This is a genomic window from Streptomyces sp. NBC_00442 (genome assembly GCF_036014195.1).
Taxonomy (GTDB): Bacteria; Actinomycetota; Actinomycetes; order Streptomycetales; family Streptomycetaceae; genus Streptomyces.
The window spans coordinates 6,407,427-6,432,851 of record NZ_CP107918.1 but is presented as its reverse complement, the minus strand read 5'-3'; the positions used below and the strand labels follow the sequence as shown (position 1 = coordinate 6,432,851).

24 protein-coding genes are annotated in these 25,425 nt (G+C 72.4%); 6 read left to right on the top strand and 18 right to left on the bottom strand.

The window, feature by feature from the left end:
• Window positions 1-43: 43 nt before the first annotated feature.
• From OG432_RS28830 to infC, 5 genes are all read right to left on the bottom strand, one after another.
• Window positions 44-1,156, bottom strand: coding sequence for a sensor histidine kinase (locus tag OG432_RS28830; protein ID WP_328313870.1), 1,113 nt, complete (start codon window positions 1,154-1,156; stop codon window positions 44-46).
• A gap of 66 nt (window positions 1,157-1,222) precedes the next feature.
• A complete protein-coding gene (locus OG432_RS28825; protein WP_328315289.1) occupies window positions 1,223-2,077 on the bottom strand; it encodes a TrmH family RNA methyltransferase in 855 nt (284 codons plus the stop codon).
• 529 nt (window positions 2,078-2,606) lie between these two features.
• On the bottom strand, window positions 2,607-2,990 hold the full coding sequence (rplT, locus tag OG432_RS28820) for a 50S ribosomal protein L20 (protein ID WP_003970214.1): 384 nt from the start codon (window positions 2,988-2,990) through the stop codon (window positions 2,607-2,609).
• A gap of 104 nt (window positions 2,991-3,094) precedes the next feature.
• A complete protein-coding gene (gene rpmI, locus OG432_RS28815; RefSeq protein ID WP_053723558.1) occupies window positions 3,095-3,289 on the bottom strand; it encodes a 50S ribosomal protein L35 in 195 nt (64 codons plus the stop codon).
• 103 nt (window positions 3,290-3,392) lie between these two features.
• The gene (gene infC, locus OG432_RS28810) at window positions 3,393-4,061 is read right to left on the bottom strand and encodes a translation initiation factor IF-3 (RefSeq protein WP_328315288.1); all 669 of its coding nucleotides are present in this window, start codon (window positions 4,059-4,061) and stop codon (window positions 3,393-3,395) included.
• 376 nt (window positions 4,062-4,437) lie between these two features.
• On the opposite strand from infC, the gene OG432_RS28805 reads away from it, so the two are divergent.
• Entirely contained in the window at window positions 4,438-4,797 is a 360-nt protein-coding gene (locus OG432_RS28805; RefSeq protein WP_328313869.1) for a DUF1844 domain-containing protein, read from the top strand.
• A 46-nt stretch (window positions 4,798-4,843) separates the two neighbouring features.
• On the opposite strand, the gene OG432_RS28800 is transcribed toward OG432_RS28805, so the two are convergent.
• The 3 genes from OG432_RS28800 to OG432_RS34980 form a co-directional block, all read right to left on the bottom strand.
• Window positions 4,844-5,572 (bottom strand): SseB family protein, encoded by a 729-nt coding sequence (locus OG432_RS28800; RefSeq protein WP_328313868.1) that lies wholly within the window; start codon window positions 5,570-5,572, stop codon window positions 4,844-4,846.
• Between the two features lie 54 nt (window positions 5,573-5,626).
• Window positions 5,627-6,832, bottom strand: a complete 1,206-nt coding sequence (mycP, locus tag OG432_RS28795) for a type VII secretion-associated serine protease mycosin (protein WP_328315287.1) — start codon at window positions 6,830-6,832, stop codon at window positions 5,627-5,629.
• Between the two features lie 83 nt (window positions 6,833-6,915).
• Window positions 6,916-8,109 (bottom strand): hypothetical protein, encoded by a 1,194-nt coding sequence (locus OG432_RS34980; protein ID WP_443058479.1) that lies wholly within the window; start codon window positions 8,107-8,109, stop codon window positions 6,916-6,918.
• Between the two features lie 195 nt (window positions 8,110-8,304).
• Here OG432_RS34980 and OG432_RS28785 point away from each other — a divergent pair, with 195 nt between their 5' ends.
• Window positions 8,305-9,507: an amino acid deaminase/aldolase gene (locus OG432_RS28785; protein ID WP_328313867.1), complete on the top strand. Its 1,203-nt coding sequence runs from the start codon at window positions 8,305-8,307 to the stop codon at window positions 9,505-9,507.
• 77 nt (window positions 9,508-9,584) lie between these two features.
• Here OG432_RS28785 and OG432_RS28780 read toward each other — a convergent pair whose 3' ends face one another.
• The 5 genes from OG432_RS28780 to OG432_RS28760 all read right to left on the bottom strand — a co-directional run bounded on the left by OG432_RS28780 (window position 9,585) and on the right by OG432_RS28760 (window position 15,467).
• Window positions 9,585-10,505 (bottom strand): DUF2510 domain-containing protein, encoded by a 921-nt coding sequence (locus OG432_RS28780; protein WP_328313866.1) that lies wholly within the window; start codon window positions 10,503-10,505, stop codon window positions 9,585-9,587.
• Between the two features lie 22 nt (window positions 10,506-10,527).
• Window positions 10,528-11,847 (bottom strand): HAD family hydrolase, encoded by a 1,320-nt coding sequence (locus tag OG432_RS28775; RefSeq protein WP_443058478.1) that lies wholly within the window; start codon window positions 11,845-11,847, stop codon window positions 10,528-10,530.
• An 87-nt stretch (window positions 11,848-11,934) separates the two neighbouring features.
• Entirely contained in the window at window positions 11,935-12,717 is a 783-nt protein-coding gene (locus tag OG432_RS28770) for a 3-oxoacyl-ACP reductase (protein WP_328313865.1), read from the bottom strand.
• A gap of 6 nt (window positions 12,718-12,723) precedes the next feature.
• On the bottom strand, window positions 12,724-14,094 hold the full coding sequence (locus OG432_RS28765; RefSeq protein ID WP_328313864.1) for an aldehyde dehydrogenase family protein: 1,371 nt from the start codon (window positions 14,092-14,094) through the stop codon (window positions 12,724-12,726).
• Window positions 14,095-14,102: 8 nt separating this feature from the next.
• Window positions 14,103-15,467 (bottom strand): glutamine synthetase family protein, encoded by a 1,365-nt coding sequence (locus tag OG432_RS28760; protein WP_328313863.1) that lies wholly within the window; start codon window positions 15,465-15,467, stop codon window positions 14,103-14,105.
• 131 nt (window positions 15,468-15,598) lie between these two features.
• On the opposite strand from OG432_RS28760, the gene OG432_RS28755 reads away from it, so the two are divergent.
• From OG432_RS28755 to OG432_RS28745, 3 genes are all read left to right on the top strand, one after another.
• Window positions 15,599-16,345: a FadR/GntR family transcriptional regulator gene (locus OG432_RS28755; RefSeq protein ID WP_328315284.1), complete on the top strand. Its 747-nt coding sequence runs from the start codon at window positions 15,599-15,601 to the stop codon at window positions 16,343-16,345.
• Between the two features lie 157 nt (window positions 16,346-16,502).
• Entirely contained in the window at window positions 16,503-17,954 is a 1,452-nt protein-coding gene (eat, locus tag OG432_RS28750) for an ethanolamine permease (protein ID WP_328313862.1), read from the top strand.
• 26 nt (window positions 17,955-17,980) lie between these two features.
• Window positions 17,981-18,685 (top strand): gamma-glutamyl-gamma-aminobutyrate hydrolase family protein, encoded by a 705-nt coding sequence (locus tag OG432_RS28745; RefSeq protein WP_328313861.1) that lies wholly within the window; start codon window positions 17,981-17,983, stop codon window positions 18,683-18,685.
• A 217-nt stretch (window positions 18,686-18,902) separates the two neighbouring features.
• Here the strand turns inward: OG432_RS28745 and OG432_RS28740 are convergent, their stop codons facing one another.
• A complete protein-coding gene (locus OG432_RS28740) occupies window positions 18,903-19,856 on the bottom strand; it encodes a LysR family transcriptional regulator (protein ID WP_328313860.1) in 954 nt (317 codons plus the stop codon).
• Window positions 19,857-19,926: 70 nt separating this feature from the next.
• Between OG432_RS28740 and OG432_RS28735 the strand changes: the two genes are divergently transcribed.
• A complete protein-coding gene (locus tag OG432_RS28735) occupies window positions 19,927-21,039 on the top strand; it encodes a TDT family transporter (protein ID WP_328313859.1) in 1,113 nt (370 codons plus the stop codon).
• A gap of 10 nt (window positions 21,040-21,049) precedes the next feature.
• Here OG432_RS28735 and OG432_RS28730 read toward each other — a convergent pair whose 3' ends face one another.
• From OG432_RS28730 to OG432_RS28715, 4 genes are all read right to left on the bottom strand, one after another.
• The gene (locus OG432_RS28730; RefSeq protein WP_328313858.1) at window positions 21,050-21,763 is read right to left on the bottom strand and encodes a helical backbone metal receptor; all 714 of its coding nucleotides are present in this window, start codon (window positions 21,761-21,763) and stop codon (window positions 21,050-21,052) included.
• Complete coding sequence (locus OG432_RS28725) at window positions 21,763-22,317, bottom strand: helix-turn-helix domain-containing protein (RefSeq protein ID WP_328313857.1); 555 nt, start codon at window positions 22,315-22,317, stop codon at window positions 21,763-21,765. Before OG432_RS28725 ends, OG432_RS28730 begins: the two co-directional genes overlap by 1 nt.
• Before the next feature lie 223 nt (window positions 22,318-22,540).
• Window positions 22,541-24,343 (bottom strand): ABC transporter permease/substrate binding protein, encoded by a 1,803-nt coding sequence (locus OG432_RS28720; protein WP_328313856.1) that lies wholly within the window; start codon window positions 24,341-24,343, stop codon window positions 22,541-22,543.
• The gene (locus OG432_RS28715) at window positions 24,336-25,403 is read right to left on the bottom strand and encodes a quaternary amine ABC transporter ATP-binding protein (protein ID WP_328313855.1); all 1,068 of its coding nucleotides are present in this window, start codon (window positions 25,401-25,403) and stop codon (window positions 24,336-24,338) included. The genes OG432_RS28720 and OG432_RS28715 overlap by 8 nt, the downstream gene beginning before the upstream one ends.
• Window positions 25,404-25,425 lie beyond the last annotated feature (22 nt).

The window sequence follows — 25,425 nt, the reverse complement described above, 5'->3', positions numbered from 1 at the left end:
GGGTGATGGAATGCGCATGCGCCCGTGGGCGGCTCGGGGCGATCTACTGGAGATACGCCGGAGCGCCGACGGGCAGGATAAATCGGAACTGTGCGCCACCGCCCGGCCCCCGGCCGACCGTGATGGTGCCGCCGTGCGCCTCGACGATGCCCTTGACGATGTACAGGCCGAGGCCCGTCCCGCCGCGCTTGCTCCCCCGCCAGAAGCGGGTGAAGACACGGCCCATCGACTCCTCGGGGATGCCGGGGCCTTCGTCGCTCACGGTGACCGCCGTTCCCTTCTCGTCGTGCTCGTCGATGCGGACGGGCGCTGGTGCCACCTCAATGGTGACGGTTCCCTCGCCGTGGCGCACCGCGTTTTCCAGCAGGTTGCCGAGCACCTGGTCGATCTTGTCGGGATCGGCCCACAGATCGGGCAGCGGGCGCTGGACGCGGACGAGGAAGCGGTCCGGGGCCTGTCCCGATGCGACGTGCGCCTGGAGGTGACGGCCGACGGCGGCGGGGACGTCGACGGGCTGGCGGCGCACTTCGAGGCGGCCGGAGTCGATGCGGGAGATGTCGAGGAGCTCGGCGATGAGCCGGGTGACGCGGTTGGCGTCGGCGTCGACGGTCTCCAGCATGAGGCGCTTCTGATCGTCCGTGAACCGCTCCCACTTGGCGAGCAGCGTCGCGGTGAAGCCCTTGACGGAGGTCAGCGGGGAGCGCAGCTCGTGGGCGACGGTGGCGATCAGCTCGGCGTGCGAGCGTTCGGTGCGCCGCCGGGCCTCGGTGGAGCGCAGGCTGACCACGACCCGTCGCACGGGCCCCTTCGGGTGTTCGCGCACGTAGCGCGCGGAGACCAGGACTTCGCGGCCGCCGGGGAGCAGCAGATTGCGTTCGGGCTGGCCGACCCGGATGGCGAGGCCGCCGTACGGGTCGGTGAGCTGCCACCAGCGGCGGCCCTTGAGGTCTTCCAGGGGCAGCGCGCGCTCCAGGGGGAAGCCGAGTGCCTCGTGCTTCGCGACCGCCGTGATTCTGACGGCTGCGGCGTTGAAGCAGATCACCTGGCCCTTGTCGTCCGCGACGACGATGCCGTCGGGCAGGTCGTCGGGGTCGAAGCCGAGGACGTCAGGACGGCCGGGCGGACACAGCGCGGTGCTGTTGCCGATGCTGCTCATGCCGACAGCCATCCCCCTATCCCGCCTCTCCGAAGCGCTGAGTGGGCCCCCGGGCCCGCAACACTACTAGTAGGAGGTCACGGAGCGGCACCCTGTGGCAGCACGCTGCGCACGGGCGGATGCGTAGAGGCAGACGGCGGCGGCGGTCGCGAGGTTGAGGCTTTCGGCCTTGCCGTGGATCGGCACGCGCACCACGGCGTCCGCGAGCGCGCGGGTCTCCTCGGGCAGGCCCCAGGCCTCGTTGCCGAAGATCCACGCGGTGGGTCCGCCCATGGTCCCGGCGTCCAGCTCGGCGTCGAGGTCGTCCTCGCCCGCTCCGTCGGCGGCCAGGATGCGTACGCCCGCGTCCCGCAGGCCCTGGACGGCCTGCTCGACGGGGACGCCGACCGCGACCGGCAGGTGGAAGAGCGAACCGACCGACGCGCGCACGGACTTGGGGTTGTAGAGGTCCACGGAGGCGTCGGTGAGGACGACCGCGTCGGCGCCGGCGGCGTCCGCGCAGCGCAGGACGGTGCCGGCGTTCCCGGGGTCGCGGACGTGCGCGAGCACGGCGACCAGCTTGGGCTTCGCGTCGAGGATCTCCTCGAACGGCGAGTCCAGGAAACGGCAGACGCCGACCAGGCCCTGCGGGGTGACGGTCTGGGAGACCTCGGCGAGCACCTCGTCGTCCGCGTAGTGGACGCGGACCCCCGCGTCGAGGGCGGCGCCCACGATGTCGGTGTAGCGCTCGGCGGCCTCGACGGTCGTGAACAGCTCGATCAGGGTGGGCGCGCCGTCCCTGCGATGCTCGACGGCCTCCCGCACGGCCTGCGGCCCCTCGGCGATGAACCGGCGCTCCTTCCCCCGGAAATTACGCCGGGCAAGCCGACGGGCGGCGGCGACGCGAGGGGAACGCGGGGAGATCAGCTCGGGGGTGGGCATGTACACGCGCTCTCTCTACGAAGGGAGTGGGTCCGGGGCGCAGCCCCCGGAGCCGGGACCTTGGGGCACAGCCCCCGGAGGCGGGGCTTTGAGGCCGCAGCCCCCAGAGCCCGGACCTTGAGGCCTCCCCCCCCAGAGGCGGGGCCGGGTCGCAGCCCCCGGAGGCGGGACCTTGAGGCACAGCCCCCGGAGCCGGGACCGGGGCTTGAGGCCACGGCCCCGGAGGCGGGACCTTGAGGCCGCAGCCCCCAGAGCCCGGACCTTGGGGCACAGTCCCGGAAGGGCGGGCCGGGGCACGCGCTCCGAAAGCCAGGACCTGGTGAGGCCGTCCCCAGACGAGGCCGGGCCGGGACCGGGACCGGGGCGGTCACCGCTCCCCGTCGGCAGCCCGCGGTGGCGGGGGTTCGGGGCACAGCCCCCGGGGCGGGGGATCGGGGGCACAGCGCCCCCGGGAAAGCTTCCGCAACGCACCCGGACCCGCAGGCCATCGGCCTGCGGGTCCGGTCCGGCTCGGCAAGCCGCCAGGCGCTTACGCGGCCTTCGGGGCGTTGACGTCGCTCGGGAGGGCCTTCTGGGCCACCTCGACGAGCGCGGCGAACGCGTTGGCGTCGTTGACCGCGAGCTCGGCCAGGATCTTGCGGTCCACCTCGATGTTGGCGGCCTTCAGACCCTGGATGAGGCGGTTGTACGTCATGCCGTTCTGGCGGGCAGCGGCGTTGATGCGCTGGATCCACAGCTGACGGAAGTCGCCCTTGCGCTTCTTGCGGTCGTTGTAGTTGTAGACCAGCGAGTGGGTGACCTGCTCCTTGGCCTTGCGGTACAGGCGCGAACGCTGACCACGGTAGCCGGAGGCCGCCTCGAGAATTGCCCGGCGCTTCTTGTGGGCGTTGACTGCCCGCTTGACGCGTGCCACTTGTTAACTCCTTGTAGCGGGGCCGTGGTTGGACTCACACGGCCCGAAATCGAATAGGTCCCGGTCTCGACGTTCCGCCTCCGGCGAGCGGAGGCGGAGGAACGTCACTTGCCGAGAAGCTTCTTGACCTTCTTGGCGTCGGCCGGAGCCAGAACGACCGTGCCCGTCAGCGAGCGGGTCTTCTTGGACGACTTGTGCTCGAGCAGGTGGCGCTTGCCGGCACGCTCACGGAGCACCTTGCCGGAGCCGGTGATCTTGAAGCGCTTGCTGGCACCGCTGTGCGACTTGTTCTTCGGCATAGCGCCGTTATCTCCTCGTCAGTGGCGCTCCCAGCCGGTCCGGGGACCGGCGCTCGGGAGCGTCATTCGTGTCGGTTGATTTCCGGAACGGGCTGTCCCGGAATCAGGCCTCGGCGGGGTGTTCCTCGGCCACTGCCTCGGCGGCGGGCGCCTCGGCGGCAGATTCGTCCTCGACGGACTCCTCGGCCTGGGCGGACTGACCCTGGCGTTCCGCCTTGCGGGCCGCCTGGGCCTCGCGGGCTTCGGCCATCGCCTCGGTCTTCTTCTTGTGCGGACCGAGAACCATGATCATGTTTCGGCCGTCCTGCTTCGGGCTGGACTCGACGAAGCCGAGCTCCTCCACGTCCGAAGCGAGGCGCTGGAGCAGTCGGTAGCCGAGCTCCGGCCTGGACTGCTCACGACCACGGAACATGATCGTGATCTTGACCTTGTCGCCCTGCTTGAGGAACCGGACGACGTGACCCTTCTTGGTGTCATAGTCGTGCGGGTCGATCTTCGGCCGGAGCTTCATCTCCTTGATGACCGTGTGCGCCTGGTTCTTGCGCGCCTCACGGGCCTTCATGGCCGACTCGTACTTGAACTTCCCGTAGTCCATGAGCTTGCACACGGGCGGACGGGCGGTCGCCGCGACCTCGACCAGGTCGAGGTCGTACTCCTGGGCGAGCTCCAGGGCCTTGGCAAGCGGAACAATTCCGACCTGCTCGCCGCTGGGGCCGACAAGTCGGACCTCGGGAACGCGAATCCGGTCGTTGATGCGGGGCTCGGCGCTGATGGATCCTCCTCAGTAGCACCACACGACTGTCTGGCAGACAGCCGCGTATGTCTCTAGTGACGTGACCAACCACCACGAGGCACAAAAAATGCCCCGGGACGGACACAGGCGGGGCTCCAAAGAAACCGGAACACACGCCGCGGGTCCACCGCGGGGCGCACATCGGGCGGCTCCATCGTCCGTACGGAACGATGGGGGCCACCTGACCGGATGACCCGCCTCCCCTGAGGGTGGTCGGGTGGGAGATCGGAGCCTCCACTTGTGGGCCGGGCACACGTGCCCGGCCGGTCGTTACACAAGGTTAGCAGCAACCGCACGGAGGGGCCAATCGGACGCGTGGCGGGAGGCGGCTCCGCACACCGCATATCGTGTGGGCATGAGTGAGACGCCCCCCCAAGACACAGCCGACTTCGACACCATGGCCCGCGACATCGCGGAGGTTCCGGCGGTCGAGGTGATCGTGACGGTCGCCGTGAACCTGATGAGCGCCGCCGCCGTGAAGCTCGGCCTGACCGAGGAGGGCGACGAGCACAAGGACCTCGACGAGGCCCGCAAGCTGGTGCACGCCCTGGCCGGACTGCTCGACGCCGGGGCCACCGAGATCTCGTCCTTCCACGCCGCCCCGCTGCGCGACGGCCTCAAGTCGCTCCAGCTGGCGTTCCGCGAGGCGTCGATCGTGCCGGACGCGCCGGGCCAGGGTCCGGGCGAGAAGTACACGGGCGCCGTCTTCGGCTGAGCCCCTTCGCGCCTTCCGTACGAACAGGACGAGCCGCTCCTCCCCCTCAGCGGGTGAAGAGCGGCTCGTTCGGCTGTGGGGCCACGGACGGCAGCAGGGCCAGGTCGAGGCCGCGCACGAGCCGGGCCCGCAGCGTCTCGTCGGCGGCGATCAGCTCGGCGACCGCGCGGCCCGCGTCGGCGGGGACCGCGCCGTCGGCGACGACCAGGGCGAGCGTGCCGTCCGCACTGCCGGGGCCGAGATGGGCGCGCAGCACCGAGGGAACCGCGGCCACCGCCGCACGCACCGCGCCGAGCACCGCGGGGTCCTGGAGCGGGTCCGTGCTGCTGCGGCCCTCCGCGAGGGCGAGCAGGGCGGCGCCCTTGAGCTCGTAGGCGACCGGCCCCGCCAGGTCGATGACCACGGTGTCCGCCTTCTCGTGCACGGCCGCCGCGAGCGCCTGGTGCAGCGGGACGGCGACCGGCCGGGCCGCCGGGTCCCACAGGGCGAGCGACTCGATCGAGGTGAACGCGGGCAGCGCCGTGCGCCCGCCCGCCTTCAGGGTGGGCACCGCCATGTCGCTGGTCTTCTCGCGCTTGAGGCCGTTCTCGTCGATCTCGCTCTCGCCGAGCATGGCGACGACCGGCACGAGCAGCCGTGCCGTGCGCAGGGCGGCGAGCACCCGCGGCTCGGCAGATCTGTCCTCGGCCCAGGCGGCCAGCGCCTCGGTCAGTTCGGGGGCGGCAGTGCCGTCGTCGTCGGAGAAGCCGGAATCCGGAATGTTCTTGAGCGCCACGTCACGAGACTAACCGGGCGGGGCGGCCGGCCCGTCACGGCGTCCGCGCCGGACTCACAGCCACTCGCGCGGCGTCTTGACCCGGGTGGAGCGCCACAGCGCCACACCGGTCACGAGCAGCAGGACGCCGCCGCCCGCGGAGAGCGGGGCCAGCCAGTTCGAGGGGTCGTCGGGCGCGGCCGGAGCGTCCGGCCCGCCGCCGAAGTACGTCGTGCCGTGCGCGGCGGACTCCGGGTGTACCCCGGCCGGCTTCAGCGCGGCGGCGGCGGTGAGCGCGGCGGCCGGGTCGATCATGCCGTAGCCACGGGCGTCGTCCCGGCCGCCGTCGGGGGCGCTCCGGGCGGTGTCCTCCAGGAGCTTCTTGATCTGCGCCGGGCTGAGGCCGGGATCCGCGGAGCGTACGAGGGCGACGGCGCCGGAGACGAACGCGGAGGCGGCGCTGGTGCCCCAGCCCTCGTAGTACTTGCGGTCCGGGTCCGCTATGACGACGTCCACGCCGGGCGCGCTGACGGTGGCGTACCAGCGTCGGGTGGAGAAGGAGGCATGGGTGCCGTTCCTGTCGACGGCGGCCACCGCGATCACGCCGGGGTAGGCGGCCGGGTAGGAGATGTGGTCGCCCTGGTCGCCGCCGTTGCCCGCGGAGGCCACGACGACGGCGCCCTTGCCGAGCGCGTACTGGATCGCGGCGTCCTCGGCGGGTTCGGGGTGCGCGGAGGCGCTGTCGTCGCCGAGCGAGAGGTTGATGACGTCGGCGCCGTTGTCGGCGGCCCAGCGGATGCCGTCGGCGAGCGCGCCGCCCTTGGTCTCGCGGGCCTCTTTGCGGGCCGGGTCGGTCGACTCCAGGATGACCCGGACCGGGAGGATCTTGGCCTCCGGCGCGATGCCGAGCACGCCCGCCCGGTCTCCCTCGCCGTGGCCGTGGCCCGCGATGATGCCCGCCATGGCGGTGCCGTGCCGGGCCCAGTCTCGGCTGCCCTGCCCGGCCCCGAAGCCGATGAGGTCGTTGCCCGGCAGGACCTGTCCCGCGAGGTCGGGGTGGCTGCCGTCGACGCCGGTGTCCAGGACCGCCACCGTGATGCCCTGGCCCTGGGACGTACGCCACGCCTGCTGGGTGTGCATGGCGCCCAGCTCCCACTGCCGGTCGCGGATCCCGTCGGCGTGCGCCGGACCCGCGCAGAGCACCAGGCCGAGCGCGGCGACGGCCCCGAGCGCGCCGACGCGGCGCAGGCGGGCGCCCGGCGCGGGGAGCAGCCGGATCATGGGCGGCGGGACCACGGGTGCCCCGCACGCAGGCGTGCCCTCCGTAGCGGGCCCGCACATGGAGGCCCCGTCCATGGGTTCGTTCATGGTGTGTGCTCCGGGCCGGCGGCGACCCTCTTGCGCAGGCCGCGTTCCACGTTGTCGGCGATGCCCTTGGCGTCGTGGCCCAGGCCCGCCTCGGCCGCGAGGCCGCTCGCGCCGTTCGCCGTGGCCTGTTCGGCGGCCTGCGGTGTGGCCACCGCGCGGCCGTCGGCGAAGCCGGAGACGGCGGTGACGAGCACCGGGGCGTCGGTGAGGACCCGTACCGTCCAGCTCGCGCGCTGCTTGTCGCCGAACGCGGCGGCCTCGGTGCCCTTGACGGCGTAGGGGCGCGGCAGCAGATCGGTGCGGTCGCCGAGCTTTTCGGTGGTGAACCGGTTCGCCAGGGCGGTCATGGCGGCGGGGTCGGCGCGGGTGAAGACCAGGCCGACGGTGGTCACGCTGCTGGCCGTCGCGTCGGTGTAGGTGGCGCGCAGCATGCGGACGCAGCCGACCGGGGTGATGACCTTGAGGAGGAGGGCGTCGAGCGCGCCGGCGCAGTCGCCGTCCGGGGCGACCCCGATGCGGGTCCACTGGCGGTCGGCGCCGCCCGGTCCCGCGCCGGTGCCGCGGATGGTGCGCGGGAAGAGGGTGTCGACGGGCACGCTGTGCCACAGGTCGCGGGCGGCCGTGTAGTTGCTGGGGGCTGCGGGCCCTTCGGAGTCGTCGTCCAGCCAGGTGCCCGCGGCCGCGCCGCCGATGAGCCCGACGCCGAGCACCACGCAGATCGCGGCCGCGGCCACCCGCCCGGGGCGCCGCGCGGGCACCGGCCGCAGCGGGCCCGGCTCGTCGGACAGCGGTTCCGGCGGGAGCAGGGGCCGCGGCGGCGCGGCCGGCTGCGGGGGTATCGAGGGCGGGCGCGGCGCCGAAGCCGTGGACGGTATGGGGGCGTTCGGGATGCCGGTGGTGCCCGAGGTGTTCTGGACGCGCGAGGTGTTCTGGGTGCCCGGAGCGCCCGGGGTATCCGCAGCGCCCGGCGCAAACGGGACGTACGGGAGGTCCGGGATGTGCGGAGTGTCCGGCAGGACCGGGCCCGGGTCCATCAGGTCGAGCGCGGTACGCAGCCGGTCGGCGGCCCGTGCGGGCGCGGGCACCGCCGGGTCCGACGGCGGGGGGCCGGCCGGGTCGGACGGGTCGGATTCCGGTGCGGCGGGCGGCAGTTGGGGGGCGCTGTGCGGGGGCCGTGCGTCGGTGGTCATCGGCCCCCCTCATGCCCCTCTTGCCGTTCGGTCCCGCCCTCTTGTGCTCGGGCGTCACTCTACGGGCTGATCCTGTGCGGGTGCAGACCGGTCCGTGTGCCGGTCGTCGCGCGGACGGTGTGCCGGTCCGCCGCCGCGGCATCCGCACCGGCCGAACCCCTACCTTGTGGTAACCGGTTCTGGCAGGCTTCCGTCATGACTCCCCGCGCCGCTGACCGCGCCCGGTACGACCGGGCGACCGCTCACCTCGATGCGCCTGTGGCGATCGTCGATCTGGAGGCGTTCGACGCCAACGCGGACGATCTGGTCCGCCGGGCGGCCGGCAAACCGATCCGGGTCGCCAGCAAGTCGGTCCGGTGCCGCGCGCTCCTTGAGCGGGTGCTCGCCCGGCCCGGCTTCGCGGGCCTCATGTCGTTCACGCTGGCCGAGTCGGTGTGGCTGGCGCGGGCCGGCTTCGAGGACGTGCTGCTCGCCTATCCGTCCGCGGACCGGGCCTCGTTCGCGGAGCTGACGTCGGACCCCAAGCTCGCCGGGGCCGTCACCGTGATGATCGACGACCCGGCGCAGCTGGATCTCGTCGACCGGGCCCGCGAGGGCGACGGCGAGGAGGTGCGGGTCTGTCTGGAACTGGACACCTCGCTCCAGCTGTTCGGGGGCCGGGTACGGGTCGGCGCCCGCCGCTCCCCGCTGCGCACCCCCGCCCAACTGGCCGAGCTCGCCCGCGCGGTGGCCCGGCGTCCCGGGTTCCGCCTGGTGGGTCTCATGGCGTACGAGGGTCATGTGGCCGGGGTCGGGGACGCGGTGGCCGGCCGTCCCGTGCGCTCGCGCGCGATCCGCCTGATGCAGGGCGCGGCCCGCAGGGAGCTGGCGGCGCGGCGTGCCGAAGTGGTGCGTGCGGTCCGGGCCGTCGCGCCGGACCTGGAGTTCGTCAACGGCGGTGGAACCGGCAGTGTGCAGCACACGGCGGCCGAGGCCGCGGTGACCGAGATCGCGGCGGGCTCGGGGCTCTATGTGCCGCGGCTTTTCGACAACTACACCTCGTTCAGCGGGCGTCCGGCGGCGCTGTTCGCCCAGCCGGTGGTGCGCCGGCCGGGTGTCGGTGTCGTGACCGTGCTCGGCGGCGGCTACCCGGCCTCGGGAGCACCCGGCGCGGACCGGCTGCCGGTGCCGTACTTGCCGGAGGGGCTGCGGTACGACCCGCAGGAAGGCGCGGGCGAGGTGCAGACGCCGCTGCTCGGCTCCGCCGCGGACGATCTCCTGATCGGCGACAAGGTGTGGTTCCGGCACGCCAAGGCGGGCGAACTGTGTGAGCGTTTCGATGAGTTGCGGCTGATCGAGGGCGACCGGGTGACGGCGACCGTGCCGACGTACCGGGGCGAGGGCCGCACGTTCCTTTAGGCCGGACGGGGCCGGACCGGCCCGTACAGCGCCGGAGGGACGCGGGACCGCACGCGGCACGGTACGGCGCGGCGCGGTCAGAGCGACGGTGGCGCCAGGCTGGTGCCGGCGCCGCCGTTCTGTGCACCGCCGCCGCCGATGGGCGCGACACCCCGGGTGATGGTGTCCATGAGGGCGAGCGGCGGGCCGTCCGCGCCCGCGTCGAAGGCGAACCGGGCGATGACCATGGCCTGGCTGCCCACCGTCGAGGGGAAGGCGAGCGACTCGACGTAGCCGCCGGGCCCCGCGCCGGTCTCGACCTGCCAGCGCACGAAGTAGCCGGTGCGCCCGTCGACCACGACGGAGCCGGACGTCACCTCGTGGTGCGCGGTGATCCCGTCGTAGGGGCGGGAGCCGACCGGGTCGTGGTCGTAGGCGTCGTCGGCGGCGTCGGTGATGTCGTTCTTGGCCACGGCCTCGGGGGTCCTGAGGTCGGTCGTGGTGGCGGTGGAGGTGGTGACCCGGCCGTGGTGGCAGAACCCGGAGTCGCCGGGGCAGTCGTAGGTGCCCTTGGTCGTCATGGTCACGAGTCCGGTCACCGCGTCGTCGGTCTTCTCCCAGCCGTCCGGGATCGGCAGAGTGATGCCGTTGAGCTGGTCGACGAGCGTGTCCGGATCGCCGGAGGGCGATGAACTCGGCCCGCTGGAGGGCGAGTTGACGACGACGGGCGTCGTGGCGCTCTTGCTCGCGCTCGCGGGGTGCGGCTCGTCGCCCGTGCCGATGAGGACGGCCCCGCCGACGACCGCGGCCACCAGGAGCGCGGCCGACGCGGCGATCGCCGCCGTCCGGCCGCGCCGCCGGGCGGGCGGCACGACGACCACGGCGGCGGGCTGCGGCGGTCCGAAGACCTGCCCGCCCGGCGCCCTGGTGTGGGCGGTCCAGGCGGCGCCGTCCCACCAGCGTTCGGTGCCGGGCACGCCCGGGTCCGGATACCAGCCGGGCGGGGTCGTCATGGTCATGCGCACACCCTAGAACCCGCGTTCAGCCGCCGTACACCGAGTCCCACTGGTCGGGCACGACCGAGCCGTCGGCGCGCCGCACGGGGGCCGGCGTTCCGTCGTGCTCGGTGTAGCCGGTGGTGGCGCACGGGTAGGGCGCGGCCTTCCGGCCCTTGGGCTCGATGAACATGGGGTTGACGATCCAGCGGCCGTCGCTGTCGTCGTACGCCCGGCACATCAGCTCGTTCTTGTTGCGGTTCAGGACCAGACGCAGCCCGGTCGCGTCCCGCAGGAAGGACACGTCGGTGTCGGAGTCGCCGGCCGCGAACACCTGGCGGTTCCTGACCGGCTGCACCTTTTCGGCCGCGGCGCCCCGTACGCCGAAGACCTCCTGGTTGATCCAGCAGCGCTTGCCGTCGATGTAGGTGATCACCGAGTCGTCGCCGTCCCTGGCCGAGCCGCAGCCCTTCAGGTGTGAGGTGATGCGGCCGTGCTGGGTGGTGGAGCGGATGCCGATGGCGTGGTCGGGAGCCACGCCCGCGCCGCGCGCCCACACGTCGACGACGGGCTCGGGCGAGGCCGAGGTGATCCAGACGTCGAAGCCCGCCCTCTGGAGCGTACGGATCAGATCGCGCTGCTGGTCGTAGTAGCGCACCCAGGCCGTGGCCTTGGTGTTGCTGCCCAAGGTCTGGACGGCGTCGGCGGGGGCCGTGAGGTTCTGGGTGCGGGCCGCGCTCGCGAAGGCCTCGACCTGGGCCGGGGTCCAGCCGTGCAGGAGCTGGGCGAGCCAGGCGTACGAGGGTTCCATGGTGCGGCGGTCGAATCCGGCGAAGGCTGCGGCGCCCTTGCCGGTGGCGCCCTCGCCGTAGACCGCGAGGATCTCGTCCGCGCAGGCGGTGTCGGTGGCGGTCGGCAGCGTCGTGGAGCGGCCGGCCGGGCAGGCTGCGGCGAGGGATGTCGCCGCCGCGTCGGTCAGATAGCGGCTGGTGGTGTGCCAGTCGCCGCGTGCGGGGCGCTGGATCTTGGAGTTGCGCAGCAGCCAGTACATGGTGGCGTCGCCCACGTCGTTCTTGACGACGGTGTTGTCCCAGTCGAAGACGGCGACCGGCTTCTTGCCGTGGCCCGCCCCCGCGCCGCATGTGCCGTAGGTGTCGATCAGATCCTGTATCCGGTCCTGGTTGTCGCCGAACCAGCCGTCGGAGACGGTCAGTTGGGGGCAGCGGGCCGGGTGCGGATGCGCCTGGGCGGGCTGGGCGGCGACGAGCCCGGCGGCGGCCATGGACAGCGCCGCGGCGAGGACCGGAAGCCGGCGGACGGCGGGGGACTTGGACACGCTGGAGGACTCCTTCGTCGGGACGATCATCGCGGACGTTAGACAGCACAGCCGGGCGTCGAGCGACGCCCGGCTGCCGGGTGCGTGACCCCCGGGTGAACAGCGGGGGTTGCGGGTCTAGAGCGGGGTGACGTATGCCCCGGAGATGCCACCGTCGACCAGGAAGTCGGTGGCGTTGATGAACGAGGAGTCGTCGCTGGCGAGGAAGGCGACCGCGGCGGCGATCTCGTCGGCCTCCGCGAACCGGCCCGCCGGGATGTGCACCAGACGGCGCGCGGCGCGCTCGGGGTCCTTGGCGAACAGCTCCTGGAGCAGCGGGGTGTTGACGGGCCCCGGGCACAGCGCGTTGACGCGGATGCCCTCGCGGGCGAACTGCACACCGAGCTCGCGGGACATGGCGAGCACGCCGCCCTTGGAGGCGGTGTAGGAGATCTGCGAGGTCGCGGCGCCCATGATCGCCACGAACGAGGCGGTGTTGATGATGGAGCCGCGGCCCTGGCGCTGCATGTAGGGCAGGGCGGCCTTGCAGCACAGGTAGACGGAGGTGAGGTTGACCTCCTGGACGCGGCGCCAGGCGTCGAGCCCGGTGGTGAGGATGGAGTCGTCGTCGGGCGGCGAGATGCCCGCGTTGTTGAACGCGATGTCGACGCTGCCATAGGTGTCGAAGGCCGTCTTGAACAGCGCCTCGACCTGCTCCTGGTCGGTGACGTCGACCTTGACGAACGTGCCGCCGACCGCTTCGGCGGCGGCCTTGCCGGCGTTCTCGTCGATGTCGCCGCACACCACGTGGGCGCCCTCGGCGGCCAGCCGCCTGGCGGTGGCGAGGCCGATGCCGCTGCCGGCTCCGGTGATGACGGCGGTGCGGCCGACCAGGCGGCGGCAGATGATGTCGTCGGTCATGAGTGCTCAGGCCTCCGTGCTGATGAAGACGTTCTTGGTCTCGGTGAAAGCGGTGAGGGCGTCGGGGCCCAGCTCGCGGCCCAGGCCGGACTGCTTGTAGCCGCCGAACGGGGTCGAATAGCGCACGCTGGAATGGGAGTTGACGGAAAGGTTGCCGGCCGCCACGGCCCGCGAGACGCGCAGCGCGCGGCCGACGTCGCGGGTCCAGATGGATCCGGAGAGTCCGTACTCGGTGGCGTTGGCCAGTCGTACCGCGTCCTGCTCGTCCTCGAAGGGCAGGACGACGGCGACCGGTCCGAAGACCTCCTCGACGGCGGCGGGCGCGTCCGCGTCGAGGCCGGTCAGGACGGTCGGCGGGAACCAGAACCCGGGCCCGTCGGGCGCGCTCCCGCGCAGGCCGGGCGCGCCGTCGGGGACGTAGGACCTGACGCGGTCCAGCTGGACGCGCGAGATCAGCGGACCCATCTGCGTCTTCTCGTCGGCCGGGTCGCCGACCACGATCTCCTCGATCGCGGGGCCGAGCAGTTCCATGAAGCGGTCGTACGCGGTGCGCTGGACCAGGATGCGGGTGCGGGCGCAGCAGTCCTGGCCGGAGTTGTCGAGGAAGGACATCGGGGTGGCGGCGGCCGCGGCCTCGATGTCGGCGTCGGCGAAGACGATGTTGGGGCTCTTGCCGCCGAGTTCGAGGGTGACCCGCTTCACGCGGTCGGCGCACGTGGTCATGATCTGCTTGCCGACGCGGGTCGACCCGGTGAAGACGATCTTCGCGACGCCGGGGTGCTCGACGAGCGCGTTGCCGGCCACCGTGCCCGCGCCGGGCAGCACCTGGAACAGACCCTCGGGCAGCCCCGCCTCAAGGGCGAGGCCGGCCAGGCGCAGAGCGGTGAGCGGGGTCGTCTCGGCGGGCTTGAGGATCACCGCGTTGCCGGCCGCGAGCGCGGGGGCGGTGCCCCAGGCCGCGATGGGCATCGGGAAGTTCCAGGGGGCGATGACGCCGATGACGCCGAGCGGTTCGAGCAGGGTGATGTCGAGGCCGCCCGCGACCGGGATCTGACGGCCGTTCAGGCGCTCCACTCCCCCGGCGGCGAAGTCGAGCAGATCACGGACGTTGCCCGCCTCCCAGCGGGCGTTGCCGATGGTGTGGCCGGCCTCGTCGACCTCCAACTGGGCCAGTTCTTCGATGTGTTGGTCGACCACGGCCGCGAAGCGGCGCAGGAGACGGGCGCGGTCGGCGGGGGCCGCGGCGGCCCACGTGCGCTGGGCCGTCCTGGCCCGCGCCACGGCCGCGTCCACATCGGCGGCGGTGGCGCCGGCGACGACCGCGATCACGTCCTCGGTGGCCGGGTTGAGCACCTGAAGCTCGTACGCAGTGGACAACTCGTTCCTCACAGGCGTTCGAAGGAGCGGCGGAGCTCCCAGTCGGTCACCGCGGCGTCGAACGCGTCGAGTTCGACCCGCGCCATGTTGCGGTAGTGCGCGACGACCTCGTCCCCGAACGCGGCCTTGGCGATGGGACTGTTCTCCCACAGGTCGGCGGCCTCGCGCAGGGTGGTCGGGACGTGGGCGTAGTCGCCGGTGTAGGCGTTCCCGGTGCAGGCGTCCGGCAGTTCCAGCTTGTTCTCGATGCCGTACAGGCCGGCCGCGACGAGTCCGGCGACGGCGAGGTGCGGGTTGACGTCGCCGCCAGGCAGGCGGTTCTCGAAGCGGGTTCCGGCGCCGTGGCCGACGACCCGGAGCGCACAGGTGCGGTTGTCGTGGCCCCAGGCGACGGCGGTGGGCGCGAAGGAGCCCGGCTGGAACCGCTTGTAGGAGTTGATGTTCGGCGCGTACAGGAGGGAGAAGTCGCGCAGCGCGGCGAGCTGTCCGGCCAGGAAGTGACGCATCACGGGCGACATGGGCTCGGCCCCGTCGCCCGCCATCACGTTACGGCCCTCCTCGTCGGTGAGCGAGAGGTGGATGTGACAGGAGTTGCCCTCGCGCTGGTCGTACTTGGCCATGAAGGTGAGCGAGACGCCCTCCTGGGCCGCGATCTCCTTGGCGCCGGTCTTGTAGATGGCGTGCTGGTCGCAGGTGACCAGGGCCTCGTCGTAGCGGAAGACGATCTCGTGCTGGCCGGGATTGCACTCGCCCTTGGCGGACTCGACGGTCAGGCCCGCCGCCTGCATCTCGTTGCGGATGCGGCGAAGGAGCGGCTCGATGCGGCCGGTGCCGAGCACCGAGTAGTCGATGTTGTACTGGTTGGCCGGGGTGAGGCCCTTGTACCCGGCGTCCCAGGCCTGCTCGTAGCTGTCCTTGAACACGATGAATTCGAGTTCGGTGCCGACCTGGGCGGTGTAGCCGAGCTCGGCGAGGCGCTCCAGCTGGCGGCGCAGGATCTGGCGGGGGGCGGCGACGACGGGCGAGCCGTCGTTCCAGCCGAGGTCGGCGATGAGCATCGCGGTGCCGTCGTTCCACGGGACACGGCGCAGCGTGGCGGGGTCGGCGCGCATGGCGAAGTCGCCGTAGCCGCGCTCCCAGGACGACATGGCGTAACCGTCGACCGTGTTCATCTCGGTGTCGACGGCGAGCAGGTAGTTGCAGCCCTCGGTGCCGTGCGCCAGGACCTCGTCGAGGAAGAAGCCGGCCGCGAAGCGCTTGCCCTGCAGCCGCCCTTGCATATCGGGGAAGGCGAGGACGACAGTGTCGATCTCACCGCTCGTGACGAGGTCTCGCAGCTCCTCGATCGAGAGCGGGGGTGTGCGGTCTGCCACGGGAAGCTCCTCCTTGGGTCAGCCGAGAGCCATAAGGTATGGGGTAGAACCATTGATTGGGAAGAGGAATCCACGACGTGGCGAAGAAGATCGACTCGACGGACCGCACGGAGGGCCGGACACGCGACCGCGTGGAGGACCGGGCAACGGACCGCACGGAGAGCCGGGCGCCGGACGCGCTCGTTCCCGTACTGCGGACCGTACGGGCCGGGAACGGGTTCGAGGAAGCACTGGAGCAGGTGCTTCAGCTGCTGCGCCTCGGACTGGTTCCGCCGGGTGAACGGCTGCCGTCCGAAAGGGAGTTGGCCGATCGGATGGGCATCAGCCGGGTCACCCTGCGCGAGGTGCTCAAGGTCCTCCAGGACCAGAGGCTCGTGGAGAGCAGGCGCGGCAGGTACGGCGGCACCTTCGTCCTGGCCAGGCCCGCCGAGGGCGGCGAGGACGAGCTGCGCCGGCGCATCGCCTCGGTCGACGTCGAGGACGTCCTGCGCTTCCGGGAGGTCCTGGAGGTCGGTGCCGCGGGGCTGTGCGCCGCGCACGGCCTGACCGACGAGGACGCCGGGCGGCTGCGCGCCGCGCTCACCGCGACCCATGACGCCGAGCTCTCCGACTACCGCCGCCAGGACACCCTGCTCCACCTCACGCTCTCCGAACTCTCCGGATCACCGAGCCTCACCGCCCAGTACGCGGCGGTGCGGGCCACGGTGAACGAGCTCCTGGACTGCATCCCGCTCCTGGTCCGCAACCTGGAGCACTCCCAGCACCAGCACACCGCGCTGGTCGAGGCGGTGCTCGACGGCGACGCGGACGGGGCGCGCGAAGTGATGCGGGAGCACTGCGGGGGCACGGCGGCGCTGCTGCGCGGCTTCCTGACCTGAGCGGGGCGGGAGGGGGGCAGAGGGGCAGGGAAGCCGGGGCGGCCGGCTCCGTAACCGCGGTTTTACGTACACCCCTTGCGCATCACCCTGCCCTCCGGCAAAGGTATGCAGCCGAACCATTGACCTGATCTTCCCTGACGATCATCTGGAGCGGCTCATGGCCGAGGGCACCGACCTGCGCACCGCACCACCCGCCTCCGCCGAGGACGACTATCTCCACCGGCGCACCCTGCGGCGCGGCAGCGCCGGCTGGCTGCTGCTCACCGGGCTCGGCGTCGCCTACGTGGTGTCGGGCGACTTCTCCGGCTGGAACATCGGCCTGTCCAAGGGCGGCTTCGGAGGTCTCGCCGCGGCCACCGCCCTGATGGGCATCATGTACGCCTGCCTCGTCTTCTCGCTCGCCGAACTCTCCGCCATCCTGCCCACCGCGGGCGGCGGTTACGGCTTCGCGCGCCGGGCGCTCGGCACCTGGGGCGGCTTCCTGACCGGCACCGCGATCCTCATCGAGTACATCCTGGCGCCCGCCGCGATCTCGCTCTTCATCGGCGACTACGTCGAATCGCTCGGCCTCTTCGGGCTGACCTCCGGCTGGCCCGTCTACCTCGCCTGCTTCGCGATCTTCATCGGGATCCACCTGTGGGGTGTGGGCGAAGCACTGCGCTTCAGCCTTGTGGTGACCGCGATCGCCGTGGCCGCCCTGCTGGTCTTCGCCATCGGCGCCTTCACCAACTTCGATGCCTCCAGGCTCAACGACATCCCCGTGGACGCCTCGGCGCTCGGCTCCACCTCATGGCTGCCGTTCGGCGTGCTCGGCATCTGGGCGGCGTTCCCCTTCGGCATGTGGTTCTTCCTCGGCGTCGAAGGGGTGCCGCTCGCGGCCGAGGAGGCCAAGGACCCGGTGCGGTCCATGCCCCGCGCGCTGGCCATCTCGCTGTCGGTCCTCGTCCTGCTCGCCGTGGTGACCTTCTTCGCCGCGACCGGGGCGCACGGCTCGGCCGCCATCAAGGACGCGGGCAACCCGCTGGTGGTGGCGCTCCAGGGCGACGGCGGCCCGACGGCCCTGAGCCGGTTCGTGAACTACGCCGGCCTGGCCGGCCTGGTGGCGTCGTTCTTCTCGCTGATCTTCGCGGGTTCGCGCCAGCTCTTCGCGCTGTCCCGGGCGGGTTATCTGCCCCGATTCCTGTCCCTCACCAGCCGCCGCAAGTCGCCCTACCTCGGCCTGCTGATCCCCGGCGCGCTCGGCTTCGCGCTGGCTGCCTGGAGCGGCAACGGCGGGCGGATGCTGAACGTGGCGGTGTTCGGCGCCACCATCTCGTACGCTTTGATGGCCCTCTCGCACGTGGTCCTGCGCCGCCGCGAGCCGGGCATCGAGCGGCCCTACCGCACCCCCGGCGGGGTCCTGACCTCCTCCGTCGCGTTCGTGCTCGCGCTCTTCGCCCTGGTGGCCACCTTCCTGGTGGACAAGGACGCGGCGTTCATCGCGCTGGGCGTGTACGCGATCGCGCTGGCCTATTTCGCCTTCTACAGTCGCCACCGACTGGTCGCCCACGCGCCCGAGGAGGAGTTCGCCGCCCTGGCCGCGGCCGAGGCCGAACTCGCCCGGGACTGACTCCCCTTCGAACGGAGACCTCCGCCGTGTCCAAGCCGCTCATCGGCATCAGTACGTATCTGGAGTCCGCCCGGTGGGGCGTGTGGGAGCTGCCCGCCGCCCTGCTGCCGGCCGGATACCCCCGCCTCGTCCGGGCGGCCGGCGGCCTCGCGGCGATGCTGCCGCCGGACGACGACCCGGCGGCCGCGGCCGAGGTGGTGGCGCGCCTCGACGGCCTGGTCATCGCGGGCGGGGCGGACGTCGAGCCGGTCCTGTACGGGGCTGAGCCGTCGCCCCGTACCGGACCACCCGCCCGCGACCGGGACGCGTGGGAACTGGCCCTGATCGACGCGGCGCTGACCTCGGGCACCCCGCTCCTCGGCATCTGCCGCGGTCTCCAGCTCCTCAACGTCGCGCTCGGAGGCACGCTGGTCCAGCATCTGGAGGGGCACACCGGGGGGCGCGGGGTGTTCGGCGAGCACACGGTCGAGCCGGTGCCGGGCACGCTGTACGCATCGCTCGTGCCCGAGGCGTCGTCCGTGCCGGCCTACCACCACCAGTGCGTGGACCGCCTCGCCCCGTCCCTGGTGGCCTCGGCCCACGCTGACGACGGCACGGTCGAGGCGGCCGAGCTGCCCGGCGGTGGGTGGGTGCTGGGCGTCCAGTGGCACCCGGAGATGGGCCGGGACCTGCGCGTGGCCGAGGGCCTGGTGCGTGCGGCCGCGTGCCTGCCGGTGGCGAACGGGGCCTGAGGCGAGCCCGCAGGAACCGCGGCCGTCGGGCGTGCCGCCGCCCGCGCGGTTCCCCGCGCCCCCAACCCCGCCTTCGGGTGCGGACCGTGCGTGGCTGGTCGCGCGGTTCCCCGCGCCCCCAACTACCGGGTGCCGGGCGGCCATCGGCATCCTCAGCCCGTCATGGGGGTCCCACCTGGCCCTTGAGGCCTTGGGGGAGATCGAGGACGAGCGACGCTCAGGCGCGGACGGGGTCCGGGGCGGAGCCCCGGTGGGTCAGGGTCAGGAGGTCGCGGGCCGGGCCGGCGGGGAGGGGGCCCTGGCGCCACACCGCGCGCAGATCGCGACGCAGCCGCACCCCCTCGACCGGGATCTCCACGAGACGGCGCGCGGCCAGCTCCTCCCCCAGGGCCAGTTCGCTGAGGACCGACGGCCCCGCCCCGCTGACCACGGACGCCTTCACCGCGGTGGTGGAGGAGAGTTCGATGAGGGGCTCGGCGAGGCCGCCGTGCGCGGCGAGCGCCGCGTCGAGGACCTGCCGGGTGCCCGAGCCGCGCTCGCGCAGGATGAGCGGCGTGGCGGCCAGTTCCGCGGGCGGCAGCGGACGGCGCCTGCGGGCCCACGGGTGCGAGGGAGCGGTCACCACCACGAGCCGGTCGTGGCCGATGACCGCGGAGTCGAGGCCCACCGGCGCGCCGAGGCCCTCGACGAAGCCGAGGTCGGCCTCGTCGGCGAGGAGGCGTTCCGCGACCACCGCCGAGTTCCCCGCGGTCAGGGACACCGCGGTGCCGGGACGCTCGGCGCGCAGCGCGATCAGCCAGCCCGGCAGCAGGTACTCGGCGATCGTCATGCTCGCGGCGACCCGCAGCCGCGAGTCCCGGCGCCCGCGCAGCGCCTGCGCGCCCGCGTCGAACGCCTCGGCCGCCTCCACCACCCGCCGGGCCCAGTCCGTCACGAGGACGCCCTCGGCGGTGAGCGTGGAGCCGCGCGGGGAACGGTCGACCAGCGCCACACCGAGCAGCCGTTCCATGGAACGCACGCGGCTGCTCGCGGCGGGCTGGGTGATGCCGAGGTCGCGGGCCGCACGCCCGAGGCTGCCGTGCCGGGCGACGGCGAGCAGCAGCTCCATCGCCCCCAGATCGGGCACGCGGTGGGCCAGCGGGCTGGTGTCCTCGGGACCATCGGTGCTCATAAACCCAGCTTATGGGTCCATAGCCGCGACGGGCGTGGCGGGGCCCGGCCGTCGGGCCGAAGCTGGATGCATGGCCACCATCGCGCCCCCGCGCCCCCGCACCCGGCCCCTCGCCGCCGCCCGGCTCCCCGCCCTTCGCCATCTCGGGCCGAACTGGTACGCCGCGGTCATGGGCACCGCCATCATCGCGAACGCGGGCGCGGGACTGCCCTTCCACATCCCCGGCCTTCCGCTGATCTGGGCGTTCTCCCTCGCCCTGCTCGCGGTGCTGCTCGTGGCCCGTGCCGGGCACTGGCTGCACCACCGCGACCAGGCCCGCGCCCACCTCCTCGACCCGGCCGTCGCGCCCTTCTACGGCTGTCTGTCGATGGCGTTCCTGGCCGTCGGCATCGGCTCGCTCTCGGTCGGCGCCGATCTGATCGGCGAGAGCGCGGCGGTGCCGCTGGCTTGGGTGCTCTACGCGGTGGGCACGGTGATCGGCCTCGCGGCCGCCGTGGCCGTGCCGTATCTGATGGTCGTGCGGCACGACGTGGCTCCGGGCAGCGCCTCCCCGGTCTGGCTGCTGCCGGTGGTCGCGCCCATGGTGTCGGCGACGCTGGGCCCGCTGCTCGTTCCCCACCTGCCGGCCGGCCAGGCCCGCGAGGCGATGCTGCTCGGCTCGTACGCGATGTTCGGGATGAGCCTGCTCGCCACCCTGGTCATCCTGCCGGTGGTGTTCTCGCGCCTGATCCACCGGGGCGCGCTGCCCCTGTTCCTCACCCCCACCCTGTTCCTGGTCCTCGGCCCGCTCGGCCAGTCGACGACCGCCGTGAACAAGCTGGCCGATGTCGCCGGCGGCTCCATCGAGGCCACGTACGCGCACGGCATGGCCGCCTTCGCCGTCCTCTACGGCGTGCCGGTGATGGGCTTCGCCCTGATGTGGCTCGCGCTCGCGGTGGCGATGGCGGTGCGCGCGGCCCGGCGCGGCATGGGGTTCGCGATGACCTGGTGGGCCTTCACCTTCCCCGTCGGCACCTGTGTGACCGGCGCGGAGGGCCTCGCCCGCCACACCGCGCTGCACGCCTTCGACTGGCTGGCGGTGGCCCTGTACGTGCTGCTGGTGGCGGCCTGGCTGGTGGCCGGGTTCCACACCGTACGGGGCCTGGTGAACGGGAAGCTGCTCGCGGCGCCCGTGAAGAAGTAGCCCGCCGACATCAGACGTCGATGCCGAGCGCCGCGCCGATCACGGCCGGCGCGTTGGCCAACGACGGCCCGTACCACGTCAGTTGGCGACCGTCGACGAGGGCCGCGGGCAGCTCCGGGAAGGCCTCGGGGCCGTCCGCCGCCGTGAAGCGGTAGGGCTCGTCGGGCAGCACGACGAGGTCGGCGCCGGCCGCGTTCAGCTCGTCGATGGCGATACGGGGGTAGCGCTCGGCGTGGCCGGCGTAGACGTTGTGCACGCCGAGCCGGGCCAGCAGGTCGCCCGCGAACGTGTCGCGGCCGACAACCATCCAGGGGCGTCGCCAGATCGGTACGACGGCCCGCCGCTGCGGCCCCGGACGCACCGCGGCCCAGGCCCGCTCGGCCGCGTCGAGCCAGCCGGGCCTGGCGAGGCCGCAGCCGTCGACGAGGACCCGCTCCAGTTCGGCGAAGGCCTGCGGAAGCGAGCGGACCTCGGTGACCAGGACGTCGAGGCCAGCGGCCGTGAGGGCGGCCAGATCGGCGGCCCTGTTCTCCTCCTCGTTGGCGACGACGAGATCCGGCGCCAGCGCGACGACGCGCGCCACGTCCGGGTTCTTGGTGCCGCCGATCCGCTCGGCGTCGAGGCCCGCCGGATGGGTGCACCAGTCGGTCACTCCCACCAGGAGGCCGGGCGCGCCGACCGCGACCGCCTCCGTCAAGGACGGGACGAGGGAGACCACCCGCATCAGTGGCGGGTCTCCTCGATGGCCTCGATGTGGTCGGCGACCGCCACGACGAGGATGCGGGTGCCGGGCAGCGCCGCCCGCCAGCGGTGGCGCACCCCGCCGGACAGGCACAGCGTGTCGCCCCGCTCCAGGCGGTAGGCGCGGCCCTCCGCCTCCACCTCGGCCGCTCCGTCGGCCACGTACATCACCTCGTCGTTGCGGTGCTGGAATTCGCGTCCGGTGTCCTGCTCGCCGGTGAACTCCATGGCGTGCAGCTGGTGGTGGCCGCGCAGCAGGGGCCGCGCGCCCTGGGCGTCCCCCTCGGGTTCGGCCCGTACGACGTCGACGGTGCGGGTGCAGTCGGCGGCGTCGTACAGCTCACCGACCGTGGTGTTCAGGGCGTCCGCCACGCGCTGGATGGAGCGGGCGCTGGGGCGGGCCCGCTCGTTCTCGACCTGGCTGAGGAAGGGCACCGAAAGGCCGCTGCGCTCGGCGACCACGGCGAGGGTGAGGCCGAGGCTGCGTCGCAGGCGCCGCACCGCCACTCCCACCCGAAGAGTTTCCTTGTCGTCCATCTCCCGGGCTCCCTCCCCGTTCACCCGGTCCGCGTTCGCACCGGCTGCGTGCAGGTCACCCTACGCAGCTTCGGGGCCGTAGGGGACCGTCCCGCCAAGATCGCCAACCGTTCCGTACGCGATCGGACCGCGACCGGAGCACGACCGGACCGGAGCGCGACGTTCCGCAGCCGCGGCCGGAAGACCGGCCGCGGCTGCGGAAAGGCAGGTGGAACCCGGTCCGCTACGAAGCGACCGGGGTCCACTTGTCGGCGAGGCCCGGGTTGTCCTTCAGCCAGGCGCGCACGGCGTCCTGCTCCTTGCCCTTGCCGGTGGACTGGATCTTCGCTTCCAGGCTGGTGAGCTGCTTCTCGTCCATGTGGAAGTTCTTCAGCCACGTGCCGACCTGCGCGTTGTCGGCGGCGAAGCCCTTGCGGGCCAGGGTGTGCACGTCGTCGCCCTTGCCCCAGGCCCCCTTCGGGTCCTTGAGCTTCTTCAGGTCGTAGGTGTTGTACGCCCAGTGCGGCGACCAGAGCGGAACCACGATGGGCTCCTTCTTGGCGTACGCCCGCTTCAGCTCGGCGAGCATGCCGGGCGTGGAGCCGTCGACGACCTTGTACTCGCCGTCCAGACCGTACTGCTTGAGGATCTTGTCCTTCAGGATCCCGGTCTCGCCCGCGCTCGGCTCGATGCCGACGATGCGGTTCTTGAACTCGGAACCCTTGCCCTTGAGGTCGTCGAGGGTGTTGACGTCCTTGACGTAGGACGGCACCGACAGCTCCAGGGAGGTCGGGCCGTACCAGGAGCCCGCGTCCTCCAGCTTGTCCTTGTACTTCGCCCAGTACTGGGCGTGCGTGGTGGGCAGCCAGGAGTCGGTCTCGAAGTCGATCTGGCCGCCGGCCATGCCGGTGTAGAGCGCGCCGGCCTCGTACTGGCGGGCGTCGACGGTGAAGCCGCGGCGCTCCAGGAGCTCCTTCCACAGGAAGGTGGAGGCGACGCCCTCGTCCCAGGGGATGTAGCCGAGCGAGATCTTCTTGCCCTTGCCCACGTTCTTGGCGCCGGAGGCGGTGGTCTCGCCGGAGGAGCCGAACATGTTCATGCCGCCGGCGACCAGCGCGAGGATCACCACGCCGACGATCGCGACGACGGGCTGCGGACGGTAGTTCCAGATCTTGAGCCCGCCGGCGGCGGCCTTCGCCTTGGCGAGCGCGCGGCGGCCGAGCGGGGAGACCTGGCGGCTGAGCGCGCCGGTCATCCGGTCCAGGTACATGGCGAGGACGACGATGGAGATGCCGGCCTCGAAGCCGAGCCCGATGTCGACGTTGCCGATGGCGCGGTAGACGGCGCCACCGAGGCCGCCGCCGCCCGCCATGCCGGCGATGACGACCATGGACAGGCTGAGCATGATGACCTGGTTGATGCCGGCCATGATGGTCGGCAGGGCGAGCGGCAGCTGCACCCGGAGCAGGGTGTTGCGCGGGGTGGTGCCGAACGCCTCGGCCGCCTCGACGAGTTCGCCGTCCACTTGGCGGATGCCGAGTTCGGTCATGCGCACGCCCGGGGGCAGCGAGAAGACGATGGTGGCGATGATGCCGGGCACGACGCCGACGCCGAAGAAGATGATGCCGGGGATCAGGTAGACCATGGCCGGCATGGTCTGCATGAAGTCGAGGACCGGCCGCATCACGGCGCTCACGGTCGTGGAGCGCGAGGCCCAGATGCCGAGCGGGATCGCCACGACCAGCGTCACGATCGCGGCGACGAGCACCAGCGACAGCGTCGACATGGTGTCGTCCCACAGCTGGATCGAGTCGATCAGCGCGAATCCGGCGAAGGTCAGGACGCCGGCGAGCAGACCGCGCAGCCACCAGGCGACGACGGCGAGGATGCCGGCGAACAGCAGGGGCTGGGGGGCGTCGAGGACGGTGTTGATGCCGTTGTACATGCCGTTGACGACATGGGTGATGGCGTCGAACAGCCAGGACAGGTGGGTCTGGAGGAAGTTGACGGCGCTGTCGACCCAGTCGCCGAGGTGGAGCCTAGGCATGGGCGGCCACATCCTTCGTCGAGCAGGGCACGGGGCCCTGCTTGTCGTCGCCGAGGAAGGCGATGAGGCGCTCCTGCGGCACGACGCCGAGCACGGCGCCTTCGCTGTCCTTGACGGCGACGGGGTGCGGGACCCGCGCGGCCACCGCGCACACGTCGGCGACGGGGGTGTCGGGCAGCACGGTCTCGCAGTCGCACGTGCCCACGTCGGGCCGGTGCGGGGCGGTCATCACGGAGAGCGCGGTGAGCACCCGGGAGCGGTCGACGTCCTGGATGAAGGAGGCCACGTAGTCGTTGGCCGGGGTGAGCAGGATGTCCTCGGCGGTGCCGAGCTGGACTATGCGCCCGTCGCGCATCACGGCGATGTTGTCGCCGAGCCGCATGGCCTCGTTGAGGTCGTGCGTGATGAACACGATCGTCTTCTTGAGCCGCTTCTGCAGTTCGAGGAGCTGGTCCTGCATGTCGCGCCGGATCAGCGGGTCGAGCGCGCTGAAGGACTCGTCCATCAGGAGCAGGTCGGCGTCGGTGGCCAGGGCGCGGGCCAGGCCCACGCGCTGCTGCATGCCGCCGGAGAGCTCGTCGGGCCAGGAGTCGCCCCAGCCTCCGAGGCCGGCCAGTTCCAGGGCCTCGGCCGCACGCTTGTCGCGCTCGGCACGGGGTACGCCCTGTACTTCGAGGCCGTACGCGGCGTTCTCCAGGACGCTGCGGTGCGGGAACAACGCGAAGTGCTGGAACACCATGCTGATCTTGCTGGAGCGGACCGTGCGCAGGTCGCGGGCGGAGAGACCGGTCAGGTCCTGCCCGTCGAACAGGACGCGGCCCGACGTGGGCTCCAGGAGCCCGTTGAGCATGCGCAGCAGGGTCGACTTGCCGGAGCCGGAGAGGCCCATGACCACGAAGATCTGACCGGGTTCCACCGTGAACGAGGCGTCGATCACCGCCGCGGTCGTCCCGTCGGCCCGCAGCTCGTCGCGGTCGGCGCCGCCTTCGAGCCTGCTGACGGCTTCCTCGGGTCGTCTGCCGAACACCTTGTAGAGCTGCTCGGCTTGCAGCCTGGACACATACACCTCACGGGTCGAACTG